Source organism: Streptacidiphilus sp. MAP12-33 (assembly GCF_041261265.1).
Classification (GTDB): Bacteria; Actinomycetota; Actinomycetes; order Streptomycetales; family Streptomycetaceae; genus Streptacidiphilus.
Genome location: NZ_JBGCCA010000016.1, coordinates 92,650 through 107,865, shown reverse-complemented (window position 1 = coordinate 107,865; position 15,216 = coordinate 92,650). Strand labels below are relative to the sequence as shown.

Genomic DNA, 15,216 nt, shown 5'->3' with positions numbered 1-15,216 from the left:
GCCGCCTCAGGGGCGCGGGGCTCCGCCGATAGGGGGCTCCGCCCCCAGCCTTCGGCGGGGCGGAGCCGCAAACCACCCAGAGCCCCGCGCCCCTGACGGTGCGACTACAGCAACGCCGGAACCTGACCCAGGTCGTCGATGATCCCGGTCGCGTCCGCCAGCCGCTCGCGCGGCGTGAGCGCCGCGTAGCCGTAGACGTCCATGCCCGCCGCGCGCGCCGCGGCGACGCCGAGGGGGCTGTCCTCGATGACGACGCAGCGCTCGGGCGCCACGCCCATCTTCGCCGCCGCGTGCAGGAAAAGGTCGGGGGCCGGCTTGCCGCGGCCCACGTCCTGCGCGCTGAACAGCTGCCCGTCCGTGAAGTAGGGGCGCAGCCCGGTGACCTCGTGGGCGGTGCGGATCCACTCGTGGTGCGCCGAGGAGGCGACGCAGTAGGGGACCCGCGCCTGCACGTGGGACAGCAGCTCCGCCGCCCCGGCGACGGGCGTCAGCTGCTCGCGGAACGCGGCGAAGACCCGCGCGTGGAAGTCCTCGTCGAAGCCGGACGGCAGCAGCGCGCCGCCGTGGCGCTCGGCGATCACGTCGTGGACGGTGTGGGCCGCCGCGCCCATGAAGTCGCGGTAGGAGTCCTCGATGGTGGTCGGGTAGCCGAGCTCCGTCAGGTAGTCGGCCAGCAGCCGGTTGGAGAGCGGCTCGCTGTCGACCAGCACACCGTCGTTGTCGAAGATCACCAAGTCGTATCGCAGCACCCGGTCAACCCTACTTGCCGCCGGAGGCCAGCTCCTGGGACCGGTTGCGGGCCGCCTCCAGCGCGCTCAGCAGGGCGGCGCGGACGCCGTGGTTCTCCAGCTCGCGGATGGCGGAGATCGTCGTCCCGGCCGGGGAGGTGACCGCCTCGCGCAGCTTGACCGGGTGCTCGCCGGAGTCCCGCAGCATCACGGACGCGCCGACCGCGGCCTGGACGATGAGGTCGTGCGCGACGGCGCGCGGCAGGCCGAGGAGGATGCCGGCGTCGGTCATCGCCTCGACGAGGTAGAAGAAGTAGGCCGGGCCGGAGCCGGAGAGCGCGGTGGCCGCGTCCTGCTGGGACTCCGGGACCCGCAGCGTCTTGCCGACCTGGCGGAAGATCTCCTCGGTGCGCGCCAGGTGCTCCTCGGTGGCGTGGGAGCCGGCGGAGATGACGCTCATCGCCTCGTCGACGAGGACGGGCGTGTTGGTCATGACGCGGACCACGGGGGTGCCCGGGGCGAGGCGCTCCTCGAACCAGGCGGTGGGCACTCCGGCGGCACCGGAGATCACCAGGCGGTCGGCCGGGATCGCGGGCGCGAGCTCGTCCAGGAGGGTGCCCATGTCCTGCGGCTTCACGGTGAGGATCAGCGTGTCGGCCGCCTTGGCGGCGTCCTCGTTGGTGACGGCCTCGACGCCGTAGCGCTCGCGCAGCTCCTGCGCGCGCTCGGGACGACGGGCGGTGACCAGCACGTCGGCCGGGGACTTGCCCGCGCGCAGCAGGCCGGAGACCAGGGCCTCGCCGATCTTTCCGGTACCGAGGACGGCGACTCGTTGCGTCATGCGGTCAGTGTCGCACCGGCGGCGCGGCGGGCGCCGGAGCGTCCGAAACGCGGGCAGGTCAGCGTCCCACCAGGGCCCGCGCGAAGAAGCCGAGGTTGGCCGGGCGTTCGGCGAGGCGGCGGGTGAAGTAGGCGTACCAGTCGGTGCCGTAGGGGACGTAGACGCGGACCGTCTCGCCCGCGTCGGCCAGCCGGCGCTGTTCGTCGGCGCGCACGCCGTAGAGCATCTGGAACTCGTAGCTGTCCTGCGGACGCCCGGCGCGGACGGCGAGGACACCGGCGATCTCGATCAGGCGCGGGTCGTGGGTGGCGATCATCGGGTAGCCCTGGCCGTCCATCAGCAGGCGCAGGCAGCGCACGTAGCAGCGGTCGACCTCGGCGCGGTCGCGGTAGGCCACCACGTCCGGCTCCGCGTAGGCGCCCTTGACCAGCCGGACCCGGGAGCCGGTCCCGAGCAGCTCGCGGCAGTCGGACTCGGTGCGGCGCAGGTAGGACTGGAGCACGACGCCGAGGGTGGGGTGGTCGGCGCGCAGCTCGACGACGGTGGCCAGGGTGGCCTCGGTGGCCGCGTGGTCCTCCATGTCGACGGTGACGGTGGTGCCGGCCGCGTCGGCGGCGGCGCAGATCGCGCGCAGGTGGTCGCGGGCGAGCGCGGGTCCGTCGGCGCCCAGGCCCGCGCCGAGCGCGGAGAGCTTGACCGAGACCTCCGCGCGCCCGGCGAGGCCGGCCCGGTCCAGTGCGGCGAGCAGGCCGGTGTACTCGTCGGCGACGGCGGCGGCCCGTGCGGCGTCGCGGGTGTCCTCGCCGAGGTGGTCCAGGGTGACCGCGAGGCCCCGGGCGACGAGGCTGTCCGTGGTCACGACCGCGTCGGCCCTGGTCTCCCCGGCGACGAACCTGGCCACCACGGCCCGCCCTCCCGGCGCTGCCAGAACGGCCCGGCGGGCCTGCGGACTCTCGGCTGCGGCGAGGAGGAGGCGACGGGTCAGCATGGCGTCAGCTTAGGGCGCACGCTGCGGCCCGGCCCGGCTCCGACGCCGTGATCGTTCCTGGGGATGAGGGCTGGACTAGGGGCAAACTCAGGGACGTCCCCTATGGCTTCTGCCGCCGGTCAGGAGCACCGTGGAAGCATGAGTCGTAGTGAGATCAGCCCGCGCGAATCCGGCACCATGGCCGTCGCCTCGGCCTCACATGGTCCGTGGCGCACGGCGGGTGTCGTCGGTCTGGTGGGTGCCGGGGCGGCCGTCGGCATCGACCTGATCACCCTGCACTGGTCGCTGGGCATCCTGGCGGGCCCGGCCAGCATCGGCCTGTTCCTCTTCTTCCTCGTCGGCGGCGCCGGTGCGGCGCTCCAGCGCAAGGGCGGGGACCACCGGCTGCGCCGCTGGGCGCAGGAGCACCCGTGGCAGGCGGCGGCCGCGCCCGCGGCCGCGCTCGCGGTGACGAACACGGTCACGCAGTTCTTCCTGAGCTCCAGCGGCGTGTTCGCGAGCATATGGACGGGTCTGTGGCACGCCGCCCTGCTCTACGCCGTGGTCGGCGTGGTCAGCAGCGTGGCCGGCGCCCGGAGGCGCGCGGGGAGCTGAACGGGGACATAGGGGATGACCGGCACAGAAGGGCGCGCGGCACGCGCGCTCTTGCCGGATTCTTAACCGATCCCTCCGGGGCGGGGGTTTCGCGCTGGCCATACTGGCGCGGTGCCGAAGATCGACGACCAGCCTGAAGACCCCTTCGAGAACCTTGTGCTCGACGAGGACTTCGTCCGTGCCGCGGAACACAAGGAGGCGTCGGCCCGGGCCCGGATGCTCTCCTCGCGGTGGAAGAAGAAGCCGCCGCAGGACACCGCCTGGCGGGCCCCGGTCGTCCCGCTGAAGCGCCGCCGCAAGGTGCGCTGGCAGGTGCCGCTGTTCGTCCTGCTCGCCGCCGGTCTGGTCGTCGTCAGCGTGAACGCCGGCAAGGTCCACGACTGGGCCTACGGCAAGGCACCAGGGCCGGCAGGTGCCGCAGGGGATGTGACGCGGCAGAGCGTCGCTCCCGCGCTCACCGCCAGCCCGACGGCCGCCCCGCCGACCCCGTACGCGGACCAGACCCCGGACCTGCGGCACCCGTTCGCGGGCTCCCCGGCCGACACGTGGCCCTCCGGCGCGGCCGGCATCGCCCTGCCGACGGCGAAGGCGGTCGGCATCTTCTCGGCGAGCACGGTGGCCAAGGACGAGCAGGTGGTCAAGGACTACCTGGTGGCCGCGTTCCTGGATCCGAAAACGCTGTCCGGCGGCTACCCGCAGCCCGCCCTGGACCTGATCGCGAACCCCGCCTGGGCGCACAAGCTCATCGACCATCCCGCTCCCGGAGCGGACGCGATCATGATCGTGAGCCGCTTCGACCCGAAGGCCGCTGTCCCGGTCGCCGACGTGCGCGTCCAAGGCACCGTCTCGCTCTCCGGTGACGGCGACAACGGCCTGCGCGTCCGGACCGACTTCGCCTTCGTCTACGCCTCGCACCCGGTCGGCGGGACCGAGGTGGAGCGGACGATCGCCCGCAGGATCCTGACCTTCCGCTTCTACGACCCCTACCGCTACCAGGCCGTGCCCTCCGGCACGGTCTGGATCGAGGGCATCGACGGGTTCACCGGCGACCAGCTGTGCGGGTTCACCCGGGGATACCTGATCCCGTACTTCGAGACCGCCGCCCCCTCGAGCTCCGCGGCGGCCGGCCCGGCCCCGAGCGGCAGCCCCGTCGACCCGTACGACATGTCGAAAATGCCCGACGCCAAGTCCAAGTGCAGCCAGGACACCCGGTCCTGAGTAACCCCCGCACGACGCTTCATCTCTCGGGCCGCCGCGCCCATACTGCGGCGCCATGGGGGACATCACGGGGGCTGGAGAGGCCGACCCGGAGCGAGACCCGCTCGACGGGCTGGAACTGAACGACGACTTCGTGCGCGGCGCCGCGCACAAGGAGGCGTCCGCGCGGGCGCGCATGCTCGGCGCGCGGTGGCGCAGCACACCGCCGGTCGATCCGGGCGGCCGCCGCTGGACCGCGCCCGAGGCCGGGCGGGAGGCCACGCGGCGGCGCCGGAGCCGGCGCGTGCCGAAGCTGGTCGCGGTCGTGCTCGCGGCCGCCCTGACCGTCGGCGGGCTGGCCTTCTCCGGCCTGCTCGGCCGCCATCCCGGCCCGGTGCCGGGGCCCGCCACGCCCGGCGGACCGACGGCCGCGCTCAAGGACCCCTTCGCCGGCACCCCGGCGGCGTCCTGGGCCGACAACGCCGACGGCATCGCGCTGCCGCCCGCCCGAGCGGTCGGTGCGCTGTCCGCAGGGGCGGTCGGCCAGGACCTGGCACAGGCGCGGTTCTACCTCGTCGTCGCCTTCCTCAATCCGCAGATACTCGGCGGCGGCTCGCCGCAACCGCTCCTCGACATGCTGGCGACGGTCCCGCGCGGGCTGCTGACCCAGGCGCTGGCCCATCCGACGTTCTCCGACGACCCCTTGATGTGGCTGAGCCGCTTCAATCCGAGGACCACGCTCCAGGTGGGCTCCGTGGTGAAGGTCCACGGCACGGTCACCGACGCCCCGGACGGCGACGGCGGCCTCGTGGTGAACGCCGACTTCGTCTTCGTCTACGCCGCCCGCCAGGCTCCGCACGGAACCGTGGTGGAGCGGGTGGTCGCGCGCCGCGTCCTGCACTTCCGCTTCTACGACCCGGCGCGCTACCAGGTCGAGGCGGACCGCCTGTACGTGGCCGGGGCGAGCGGGTACACCGCCGACGACCGGTGCGACCTGATCGACGGCTACCTCAACCCGTACTTCCCCGGCACTCCCCGAGGAACCGGTTCGGGACCTGCTGTCGACCCCTACGCCACGCAGCCCCTGCCGTCACCGGGAGGGACCACGCAGACGTGCATGAACATGCGGCCCGCATGAGGCGGCCCGCGGCCCGCCGCACTCAGCGCTTGCGCCTGGCCTTCGGCGCCGCCTTCGGGGTCGCCTTGCGGCGCGCCGCGGCGGCCACGGCCAGCTCGTAGCGGGTGCGCTCCACGCCCTCGCCGGGCGCCTCGACCAGGCTGCGCAGGAAGTAGGCCACCAGGGAGCCGACGAAACCGACGATGAGCATCACGCTGATCGACTTCTCGTCGGCCATCCAGCCGGTCAGCGATTCCCTGCCCTGGGTGAGCACGTTCCAGGTGCGCAGCGCGCCCACGCAGCTGCACACCGCGATGGCCAGGACCAGCAGGATCTCCACGAAGGCGCCGGTCTTGGCGACGGCGACGCCCTCGACGGCCAGGCGCATGAGGAAACCCCCCGCCACGGCCGCGACCAGCGCGCCCACGCTCACGGCGACGCGGCGCAGCCAGTAGTCGGGGCCCCGGTCCACCCAGGTGGTGCCGAACCAGCGGATGGACGGCGCCTGCACAGACGGGGAGGCAGAGGGGTTTCCTTCGGACATTCTTCGATTATGCGGGGCCGCGGGCTCCGAACCCGTCAGCCCAGCCTGGTGACGTCGCGCACGGCGCCCTTGTCGGCGCTGGTGGCCATCGCCGCGTAGGCGCGCAGCGCGGCCGAGACCTTGCGCTCGCGGTTCTTCGGCGCGTAGACGCCGCCGTGCTCGGCGCGGCGGGCGGCCAGCTCCTCCTCGGAGACCAGCAGCTCGACGCCGCGGTTCGGGATGTCGATGCGGATCCGGTCACCGTCGCGGACCAGGGCGATCACGCCGCCGGAGGCCGCCTCGGGCGAGACGTGGCCGATGGAGAGGCCGCTGGTGCCGCCGGAGAAGCGCCCGTCGGTGATCAGCGCGCAGGCCTTGCCCAGGCCCCGGCCCTTGAGGAACGAGGTCGGGTAGAGCATCTCCTGCATGCCGGGGCCGCCCTTGGGGCCCTCGTAGCGGATGACGACGACGTCGCCCTCCTTGACCTGCTTGTTCAGGATCTTCTCGACGGCCTCGTCCTGCGACTCGCAGACCACGGCCGGGCCCTCGAAGGTCCAGATCGACTCGTCGACACCGGCGGTCTTGACCACGCAGCCGTCGGCGGCCAGGTTGCCGTGCAGGACCGCGAGGCCGCCGTCCTTGCTGTAGGCGTGCTCGGCGGAGCGGATGCAGCCGCCGGCCGCGTCGGTGTCCAGGGTCTCCCAGCGCTCGGACTGGGAGAAGGCCGTGGCGGAGCGCTGCCCGCCGGGGGCGGCGTGCCACAGCTCGACGGCCGCGTCGGAGGGGGAGCCCGCGCGGACGTCCCAGGTCTTCAGCCACTCCTCGATCGAGGCGGAGTGCACGGTGTGGACGTCCTCGTTGAGCAGGCCGCCACGGTACAGCTCGCCCAGGATGGCGGGGATGCCGCCGGCGCGGTGCACGTCCTCCATGTAGTAGGTCGTGGTGGGCGCGACGTTCGGGGCGACCTTGGCCAGGCAGGGCACGCGGCGCGAGAGCCGGTCGATGTCGTGGACGGTGAAGTCGACCTCGGCCTCCTGCGCGGCGGCCAGCAGGTGCAGGATCGTGTTGGTCGAGCCGCCCATGGCGATGTCCAGCGCCATCGCGTTCTCGAAGGCGGCCTTGGTCGCGATCGAGCGCGGCAGCACGGAGGCGTCGTCCTGCTCGTAGTAGCGCTTCGTCAGCTCCACGACCGTGCGGCCGGCGTCCTCGTAGAGGCCGCGGCGGGCGGTGTGGGTGGCCAGCACGGAGCCGTTGCCCGGCAGCGAGAGGCCGATGGCCTCGGTCAGGCAGTTCATCGAGTTGGCGGTGAACATGCCGGAACACGAGCCGCAGGTCGGGCAGGCGTTCTCCTCGATGCGGCGGATGTCCTCGTCGGAGACGTTCTCGTTGACGGCGTCCGCGATCGCGTTGATCAGGTCCAGCTTGCGGACGGTGCCGTCCACGAGCACGGCCCGGCCGGCCTCCATGGGGCCGCCGGAGACGAACACCGTGGGGATGTTGAGCCGCAGGGCGGCCATCAGCATCCCGGGGGTGATCTTGTCGCAGTTGGAGATGCAGATCAGCGCGTCGGCGCAGTGCGCCTCGACCATGTACTCGACGCTGTCCGCGATCAGGTCGCGCGAGGGCAGCGAGTAGAGCATGCCGCCGTGGCCCATGGCGATGCCGTCGTCGACCGCGATGGTGTTGAACTCGCGCGGGACGGCGCCCGCGGCCTTGATCGCCTCGGAGACGATCCGGCCGACCGGAGCCAGGTGGGTGTGGCCGGGCACGAACTCGGTGAAGGAGTTCGCCACCGCGATGATCGGCTTGCCGATGTCCTCGCTGGCTACACCGGAGGCGCGCATGAGAGCGCGCGCGCCCGCCATGTTGCGACCGTGGGTGACCGTCCGGGACCTCAGCTGCGGCACGTGGACCAACTCCTTCTCTCGTGCGGTCGAGGGTACGCCCTCATGACCGCCCTTCGGACACGCTGTCCGGCATGCGGGCGGCGGTCGCCAGGTTCAGACGGGTGAACGCGAGCGCCTCGGCGAGGTCGGCCTCGCGTTCGACGGGCCCCGGCGAACGCCGGGTGTTGACCTCCAGCACCACGTGCCCGTCGAAGCCGTTCCCGGCCAGCCGCTCCAGCAGCTCCGCGCAGGGCTGGGTGCCGCGTCCGGGGATCAGGTGCTCGTCCTTGGCGGAGCCGGAGCCGTCCGCCAGGTGCACGTGGCCGAGGCGGTCGCCCATGCGGTCCAGCATGGCGAGCGCGTCGGCGCGGGAGGTCGCGACGTGGGAGAGGTCGATGGTGAAGTGGCGGTAGTCCTCTTCGGTCGGATCCCAGTCCGGGGAGTAGGCGGCGACCTCGCGGTCGCGGTAGCGCCAGGGGTACATGTTCTCCACGGCGAACCGCACGTCGGTCTCGTTCGCCATCTGCCAGATCCCGCGCACGAAATCCCGTGCGTACTGGCGCTGCCAGCGGAACGGCGGGTGCACGACGACCGTGGACGCCCCGAGCTTCTCGGCGGCGACGCGGGCCCGCTCCAGCTTCTGCCAGGGGTCGGTGCCCCACACGCGCTGGGTGATCAGCAGGCAGGGCGCGTGCACGGCCAGGATCGGCACCTGGTGGTAGTCCGAGAGCCGCCGCAGCGCGTCGACGTCCTGGCTGACGGGGTCCGTCCAGACCATGACCTCGACGCCGTCGTACCCGAGCCGCCCCGCGATCTCGAACGCGGCCGCGGTGTTCTCCGGGTAGACGGAGGCCGTGGACAGCGCGACCTTCGCCTTCGGCACGACAATGCACTCTTTCGCCACGCAATACAGCTTAGGGACCCCGTTCGCGTCCGCCTGTGGTCCCGCTCACCTCACCCGGACATGCGGTCCAGCCGGCGCAGGATGACGCCCTCCCGCAAGGCCCACGGACAGATGTCCAGTTCGTCCACGCGGTACAGGTCCATCGCCGCCTCGGCGACGAGCGCGCCGGCCAGCAGCTGACGCGCGCGGCCCGCCGAGACGCCGGGCAGCAGCACCCGCTGGTCCGCGGACATCGCGGCCAGCCGCGGCACCCAGTCCTCCAGCGCGCCGCGCGGCAGCTTGCGCGGGACGAGCGGTCCGTCGGACTCGCGGGCCGCGCCGGTGATGCGGGCGAGCTGCTTGAAGGTCTTGGAGGTGCCGACCACGTGGTCCGGCGGACCGAGCCGGGAGACCTCGGCCACGGTCCGCGCGATCTGCGCGCGGACGTGGCGCCGCAGCTCCCTGACCCGCTCCGGCCCGGGCGGATCGCCCGGCAGCCAGGCCGCCGTGAGGCGCCCCGCGCCGAGCGGGAGCGAGACGGCGGTGTCGGGCTCCTCGTCGAGGCCGCAGGCGACCTCCAGCGAGCCGCCGCCGATGTCCAGCAGCAGCAGCCGGCCGCTGGACCAGCCGTACCAGCGGCGGGCGGCGAGGAAGGTGAGCCGGGCCTCGTCGCCGCCGGACAGGACACCCAGCTCGACGCCGGTCTCGTCCTGGACGCGCTTGAGCACGGACTCGCCGTTGGCGGCCTCGCGCACCGCGCTGGTGGCGAAGGGGAGGACCTCCTCGACGCCCTTGTCCTCGGCGACCCGCATCGAGGAGGCGACCATCTCGACCAGCTGCCGCACCCCGTCCTCGCGGATGGCGCCGTCCTCGTCCAGGAGTTCGGCCAGACGCAGCTCTATCTTGTGCGAGTACGCGGGCACCGGCGCCGCACCCGGGTGCGCGTCCACCACGAGGAAGTGGACGGTGTTGGAACCCACGTCGAGAACGCCTAGTCGCATAAGGGTCCACGCTACGCGATGCCGCGCGCCCAGGTCAGACGCGCGGCAGCACGGTGGTCGTCGGCTCCCGTTCCGTCAGCCCCCGGCCAGGCCCGGCAGCCGCACCGGGGCCGTGACGGCGTGCCAGCTGGGGGTGAGCCCACCGGTGTCGCCCGGCTGGTCACCGGAGAAGGTGTAGACGGGGAACCCGTTGATGGTCACCTGGTCGCCCACGCCGTCCGGGCGGACGACCGCGCCGAGGGTGCCGACGACGCCGGGCGGCATCGTCAGGGTGGCCCCGGGCTGTGTCAGCAGCGGGTGGTAGAGCTTGAGGCAGCCGGTGACGCAGTCGAAGCTGCCGGTGGCCGCGTTGTCGGCGTCGTCGTGGTAGAGGACGAGGAAGTTCGTGTCGGTGAAGACGCGGCCCTGGGTGTCGGTGTCGATCACGCCGACGGTGTAGGGACCGCTCGGCGGGGCGGCGGTGCGGGCGCCGCCGGAGGAGCCGCAGGGCGCGGCTCCCACCAGGAGCGGGGTGATCGCGGCGACCATCAGCGGTGCGGCGATGGTGACGAGTCTGCGCATGGTGCCTCCGGGCCCCTCAGTATCTGATCGTAACGCCGCTGACGGCGTGGTTGTCGGTCAAGGAGCCGGTGGCCCCGGTGAAGCCGACCAGGACGTTCGGCGGCACCGGGACGGAGACGCTGAGCACCTGCTTGCCGGCCACGTAGACGAGCACGTTGCCGCCCGAGACGGTCACCGTGACCGCCACGGTGCCGCTGCGCAGGTTCGGGATCGCGCTGGAGGTCGAGGACCAGACCAGGTGGCCGCTGTTGGCGGTGACGGTCACCGCGACGAAGTTGCCGGACGGGTTGTTGGCGTTCTGGTGGGTGTCCAGCGCCACCGCGACACCGGGCAGACCGAGCCAGCCGAGGCCCGCGCCGCTGGTGCCCAGCGCCGCCGGTCCGCTCTTGCTCGCGTCCAGCATCGCGAAGGTCATCCCGTCGCCGCCGGTGCCGCCGCCGATGGTGGCGTTGAAGCTCGCCGACAGGGCGCCGGAGGGGACGGCCGTCGACTGGAAGGCGGAGCCCGCCTGGCCGGTCTTGGCGGTGGTGAGCTGGAGCGTGGTGCCGTTCATCGTCGCGCTGCCGTTGCGGACCCAGCCGTTGGGGCCGGGCGGCGGGACGGCGTAGGCGCGGGCGGTGAGGGTGGTGCCGCGGACGGTGTGGATGTCGTTGAGCCCGCCGGTGCCGCCGGTGAAGGCCAGGTAGGCCGTGGGCGGCAGCGAGGCCACCGAGGTGGACAGCACCTGCTTGCCGTCGACGGTGACGACGAGGGTCCTGCCCGTGACGGCCACGGTGATCGCGTGCGGGCCGCTGCGCAGCGCCGGTACGGCGGTGCTGGTGGCGGCCCACGTCTGGCTGGTGGTGGTCGAGCCGGTGGTGATGCCGACGAAGTTGTTGTTGGGGTTGGTGCCGTACTTGTAGGTGTCGAGCGCGACGCCCACGCCCGCCAGCGGGGCGAGGCCGAGCTTGAAGCCGGGTCCGCCGAGGGACTTCGGGGTGGCCTTGGCCGGGTCGAGCAGGGCGAAGGTGAGCCCGTCCGCGCCGGTGCCGCCGCCGATGACGGCGGTGAAGCTCGCCTTCAGCCCGTCGGTGAGCACCGGCACCGGGAAGACCGCGTCACCGGCCTGGTTGTTCTGGGCCTGCGTCAGGTCCAGGTCGGTGCCGCTGATCTGGGCGGTTCCGTTCAGCTGCCAGCCGCCTGCGGTCGGGTCGGGCACGGTGATCGTCCCGCTGGGCGCGGTGCCGGTGCCGGTGACCGTCTCGTTCTGCGGGCCCTGACCGTCGTTGCCGGTGATCTGGTAGACGCCGGTGAAGGCGCCCGTCGCGGTCGGCGAGAAGGTGACGCCCTGGTGGACGACCTCGCCGGGAGCGAGCACCTGGCCCTCGCTGATCGGGTTGCTGACCTGGAACGGCGCGGCCGGCGGCGCGGCCTTGGTGATGGTCAGCGGGATGTTGCCGGTGTTGGCGATGTCGAAGGTCAGCGTCTTGGAGGTGCCGACCGCCAGCGAGCCGAAGGCGGTGGTGGTCGGGGTGATGGACAGGTGCGGCGCCCCGGTGACGGCACTGCCGGTGAGCGAGACGGCCGCGGTGCCGTCGGGTCCGGTCACCGAGAGCGAGCCGCTGTCGGCGCTGGAGGCGACCGTCGGGGCGTAGGTGACGTTGATGCTCACGGACTGCTGCGGCTGCACGGTGGTGCCGTTGGCGGCGGCGAGATCCGGCGCGGAGAAGGGGCTGCCGGGCGGAGTGACCGCGGTGATCTGCTCGGGCGAGGTCCCGGTGTTGGTGAAGCTGACGCCGAGGGTCTGGTTGCTCCCCGTGGGCACCTGGCCGAAGTCGAGGGTGTCCGGGAAGGCTGTGAAGCCGGGATGGGTGCCGTAGCCGGTGAGGCCGAAGGAGAAGGTGCCGAAGTCGGTCGTGAAGGTCACCTGGCCGCTGGCCGGTCCGGCGGTGGTGGGCGCGAAGGCGATCGGGACGGTGAACGTCCCGCCGCCCGCCACGGACTTGGGCAGCGTGCCCGGGGTGACCGTGAACGGGCCGCCGGCCGTCGTGGCCACCGCGCTGACGGTCACCGGGCGGCTGGCCTTGACGGTCAGGCTGAGGGTCCTGGTCGAGCCGACCGGCACCTGGCCGAAGTCGGTGGACGGCCCCTGGAGCGCGGCGCCCGCCGGGAAGCCGAAGGCCATCAGCCGGCCGTCGCGGGTACCGACGTAGACGCGTCCGCCGCTGGTGGCGGGCACGGCGAACTTCGAGGCGTGGCCGATGGGCGCGGAGAAGAGGAGTTGCATCTTCCCGCCGCTGGGAATCGCGTTGTAGGCGCGCAGCTGGGCATTGGAACCGGTCGAGCCGCTGGCGTACTCGGCCCACAGGGTGGCGGAGCCGTTGGTGGTGCCGTTGGAGGTGATCACCGGGGAGCCGGAGGTGTAGCCGAAGGTCTCCGCGCTCGCGCCCGCGGCGCGCAGCTCCGGGTTGCCCTGGGCGTTCAGCCCGAAGGCGAGGGCGCGCAGCGGACCGTTCGAGCCGATCTCGTAGACGTAGCCGCCGTTGCCGCCGTAGGCGGCGGGGTGGCCCCAGACACCCTGGAACGGGCCGGTGATGCCGAGGACGGCGTCGCCGCCGCCAGGGCCCTGCTTGCGGCCGCCCAGATTGTCGCGGTCGAGCAGGAAGACGCGGCCGTCCTTGCCGACCTCGACCAGCAGGTGCGGGTGGGCCGTGCTGGCGCCGAACGGCGTGGCGGGCAGGGCGAGCGGGCCGCCGGAACCGAGGTCGGTGTCGTTCTGGTCCAAGGTGGGCGCGTCGGCCGGGCTGAAGAAGTCCTGGGCGTGCATGGAGCCGTCACTGTTGAGGCCGAGCCGGACCACCGACTCCGAGAGCTGGCCCGGCGGGTTGGTGCCGGTGTGCGCGGGCGGGGTGACCCCGTTGCCCGTGGAGAAGAAGATGCGGCCCGCTCCGTCGGAGACCAGGCCGCCACCGGCTCCCCAGATGCCGGACATGCCGTTGGAGGCGGCGTTCTCGTCCGTCCACAGCTTCTCGGTGCGTGAGCTCGTGTCGACGCTCACCACGAAGCCGCGGTAGGGGTTGATGTCGCAGTGCGAGCCGAATCCGGCGTAGATCTTGCCGCCCATCAGCAGCAGGCCGGGGCGCTGGAGCTCGTGGAAGGCGTCGAAGGGGTGGGCCGGGTCGTTGGTGGGCGCGCCCTGGATCCTGACCGGCCAGCCGGAGCGCTCGGCGCCGGTGGCCGGGTTCAGCGCGTGCAGGAACCAGGCCGGGTGGGCGCTGTCCGGGCTGTCGACCTTGTCGGTGACGTAGACCGCCTTGGTGGCCGGGTCGTAGACCGGCGTGCTGGTGACGCCGAAGTTCGGCACCAGGTCGCCGCAGCCGATGGCGCTGGCGGGCCAGGGCGTGCCGAGCGACTTGCTCCAGTTGATCGCGCCGGTGCTGGCGTTGATGCCGTAGATTTCGGCGTTCTCGGTCGCGGTGATCACGGTCGGGCCGACCACCAGCGGTTGCGCGTAGACCTGCCCGTTGACGGCCGTGGAGAACTGCAGGCCGAACTGCGAGCTGCTCACCTGCGCCGGGGTGAGGCCGGGCTCGTTCGGGTCCCAGCCGGTGCGGAGGGCGTCCTGGGAGACGGTGTACTCGTCGGCGTGGGCCACGGTGGCGACGGGACCGGCGAGTCCGCTTCCGAATAGCAGACAGGCCGTCAGAAATGAAGCCAGATAAGCTGATCTACACGCTTTCGCCATGAACGGCAGGATGCGCCAGGCGCCTCGCGAGGCACAGACGGCGCGGCGGGCGCACAGGGGCGATTCATCCTGCCGGTCGAGCGCCCCTGCGCCACCCGGGTGTCCCTGCGCTCCCCCGTGCCACCTCGGCATACGCTGTACGGGTGGCAGCAGTGGACGTGAAGATCAGCAGCACCGCCGAGATCAAGGCGGCCGAGAAGGCCGCCAAGAAGGCGGCCAAGGCCGCGCGCAAGCGCGAGGTCCCCCTCGACTTCCCCCGGGCCTGGGTGGAGTTCGCCGACCCGGACGACGCCGAGCAGGTCTTCCGGTGCGACCTGACCTGGCTCACCTCCCGCTGGACCTGCGTCTTCGGCCGCGGCTGCCACGGCATCCGGCCGGGCCGCGCCAGCGACGGCTGCTGCACGCTCGGCGCGCACTGGTCCGACGACGACGACCAGCAGCGCGTCCTCGGCCACGCCGCCCGGCTCACCCCCGAGACCTGGCAGTTCCACGCACAGGGCACCGGCCCCAAGGGCACCAGCGAGCCCGACGAGGACGGCGAGCACCGCACCCGTCGCGTCGACGGCGCCTGCATCTTCCTCAACCGCCCCGGCTTCGCGGGCGGCGAGGGCTGCGCGCTGCACACGCTGGCGCTGGCGGAGGGCCTCGAACCGCTTGAGACCAAGCCGGACGTCTGCTGGCAGCTCCCGATCCGCCGCGGCTACGACTGGATCGACCGCCCCGACGAGACCCGCTACCTCCAGGTCACCATCGGCGAGTACGACCGCCGCGGGTGGGGCCCGGGCGGGCACGACCTCCAGTGGTGGTGCACGGGCGCGCCGGACGCGCACGTGGGGGCGGAGCCGGTGTACGTGAGCTACCGGGCGGAGCTGACCGAGCTCATGGGCTCCGCCGGCTACGCGGCCCTCGTCGACCTCTGCGTCCGCCATCTCGACAACCCGGCGGGGCCGGTCGCCCCGCATCCGGCGGACTGACGCAAGGGGACGTTGCGCTCTGCCAGGGCCGCGGGGCTCTGCCGATCACCGGATCCTCCCCCAGCCTTGGGCCGGGAGGTGCCCCGAGGCGCCCCCCTGCGTGGGCGCGAGCAACCACCGGCGTGCGGATGGCCCTGCTCGATGAGGAGCATCCGCTCGTCGTAGGGGGCACCTCTGGGGCACCTCCCGGCCGAAGGCT

Annotated in this window: 13 protein-coding genes; 4 read left to right on the top strand and 9 right to left on the bottom strand. The window is 72.8% G+C overall.

Going from position 1 to position 15,216, the window contains the following annotated elements:
- Window positions 1-104 precede the first annotated feature (104 nt).
- Genes ABH931_RS17820 through ABH931_RS17810 form a run of 3 tightly spaced genes read right to left on the bottom strand, consistent with a single transcriptional unit; the run spans window position 105 to window position 2,557 of the window.
- Complete coding sequence (locus tag ABH931_RS17820) at window positions 105-746, bottom strand: HAD family hydrolase (protein ID WP_370114432.1); 642 nt, start codon at window positions 744-746, stop codon at window positions 105-107.
- A 13-nt stretch (window positions 747-759) separates the two neighbouring features.
- Window positions 760-1,569, bottom strand: a complete 810-nt coding sequence (proC, locus tag ABH931_RS17815; RefSeq protein WP_370114320.1) for a pyrroline-5-carboxylate reductase — start codon at window positions 1,567-1,569, stop codon at window positions 760-762.
- A 58-nt stretch (window positions 1,570-1,627) separates the two neighbouring features.
- Window positions 1,628-2,557: a proline dehydrogenase family protein gene (locus tag ABH931_RS17810; protein WP_370114318.1), complete on the bottom strand. Its 930-nt coding sequence runs from the start codon at window positions 2,555-2,557 to the stop codon at window positions 1,628-1,630.
- 138 nt (window positions 2,558-2,695) lie between these two features.
- Between ABH931_RS17810 and ABH931_RS17805 the strand changes: the two genes are divergently transcribed.
- The 3 genes from ABH931_RS17805 to ABH931_RS17795 all read left to right on the top strand — a co-directional run bounded on the left by ABH931_RS17805 (window position 2,696) and on the right by ABH931_RS17795 (window position 5,486).
- A complete protein-coding gene (locus ABH931_RS17805; protein WP_370114316.1) occupies window positions 2,696-3,151 on the top strand; it encodes a hypothetical protein in 456 nt (151 codons plus the stop codon).
- A gap of 111 nt (window positions 3,152-3,262) precedes the next feature.
- Window positions 3,263-4,369 (top strand): hypothetical protein, encoded by a 1,107-nt coding sequence (locus ABH931_RS17800; protein WP_370114314.1) that lies wholly within the window; start codon window positions 3,263-3,265, stop codon window positions 4,367-4,369.
- Window positions 4,370-4,424: 55 nt separating this feature from the next.
- Window positions 4,425-5,486 (top strand): hypothetical protein, encoded by a 1,062-nt coding sequence (locus ABH931_RS17795; RefSeq protein WP_370114312.1) that lies wholly within the window; start codon window positions 4,425-4,427, stop codon window positions 5,484-5,486.
- A gap of 22 nt (window positions 5,487-5,508) precedes the next feature.
- On the opposite strand, the gene ABH931_RS17790 is transcribed toward ABH931_RS17795, so the two are convergent.
- The 6 genes from ABH931_RS17790 to ABH931_RS17765 form a co-directional block, all read right to left on the bottom strand.
- Window positions 5,509-6,009 (bottom strand): hypothetical protein, encoded by a 501-nt coding sequence (locus ABH931_RS17790; protein WP_370114310.1) that lies wholly within the window; start codon window positions 6,007-6,009, stop codon window positions 5,509-5,511.
- A 35-nt stretch (window positions 6,010-6,044) separates the two neighbouring features.
- Window positions 6,045-7,895, bottom strand: a complete 1,851-nt coding sequence (ilvD, locus tag ABH931_RS17785; protein WP_370114308.1) for a dihydroxy-acid dehydratase — start codon at window positions 7,893-7,895, stop codon at window positions 6,045-6,047.
- 40 nt (window positions 7,896-7,935) lie between these two features.
- Window positions 7,936-8,763, bottom strand: a complete 828-nt coding sequence (locus ABH931_RS17780) for a sugar phosphate isomerase/epimerase family protein (RefSeq protein ID WP_370114430.1) — start codon at window positions 8,761-8,763, stop codon at window positions 7,936-7,938.
- A gap of 65 nt (window positions 8,764-8,828) precedes the next feature.
- Window positions 8,829-9,758, bottom strand: a complete 930-nt coding sequence (locus tag ABH931_RS17775) for a Ppx/GppA family phosphatase (RefSeq protein WP_370114307.1) — start codon at window positions 9,756-9,758, stop codon at window positions 8,829-8,831.
- Between the two features lie 75 nt (window positions 9,759-9,833).
- On the bottom strand, window positions 9,834-10,319 hold the full coding sequence (locus ABH931_RS17770; RefSeq protein WP_370114305.1) for a hypothetical protein: 486 nt from the start codon (window positions 10,317-10,319) through the stop codon (window positions 9,834-9,836).
- Window positions 10,320-10,335: 16 nt separating this feature from the next.
- Window positions 10,336-13,953 (bottom strand): choice-of-anchor D domain-containing protein, encoded by a 3,618-nt coding sequence (locus ABH931_RS17765; protein ID WP_370114303.1) that lies wholly within the window; start codon window positions 13,951-13,953, stop codon window positions 10,336-10,338.
- A gap of 242 nt (window positions 13,954-14,195) precedes the next feature.
- Between ABH931_RS17765 and ABH931_RS17760 the strand changes: the two genes are divergently transcribed.
- Window positions 14,196-15,017: a hypothetical protein gene (locus ABH931_RS17760; protein WP_370114428.1), complete on the top strand. Its 822-nt coding sequence runs from the start codon at window positions 14,196-14,198 to the stop codon at window positions 15,015-15,017.
- Window positions 15,018-15,216: the final 199 nt, after the last annotated feature.

Coding starts and splice junctions, on each gene's coding strand:
- proC (WP_370114320.1), bottom strand. CDS start 1,569: ATGACGCAACGAGTCGCCGTCCTCGGTACCGGAAAGATCGGCGAGGCC.
- ABH931_RS17795 (WP_370114312.1), top strand. CDS start 4,425: ATGGGGGACATCACGGGGGCTGGAGAGGCCGACCCGGAGCGAGACCCG.
- ABH931_RS17775 (WP_370114307.1), bottom strand. CDS start 9,758: ATGCGACTAGGCGTTCTCGACGTGGGTTCCAACACCGTCCACTTCCTC.
- ABH931_RS17805 (WP_370114316.1), top strand. CDS start 2,696: ATGAGTCGTAGTGAGATCAGCCCGCGCGAATCCGGCACCATGGCCGTC.
- ABH931_RS17810 (WP_370114318.1), bottom strand. CDS start 2,557: ATGCTGACCCGTCGCCTCCTCCTCGCCGCAGCCGAGAGTCCGCAGGCC.
- ABH931_RS17770 (WP_370114305.1), bottom strand. CDS start 10,319: ATGCGCAGACTCGTCACCATCGCCGCACCGCTGATGGTCGCCGCGATC.
- ABH931_RS17790 (WP_370114310.1), bottom strand. CDS start 6,009: ATGTCCGAAGGAAACCCCTCTGCCTCCCCGTCTGTGCAGGCGCCGTCC.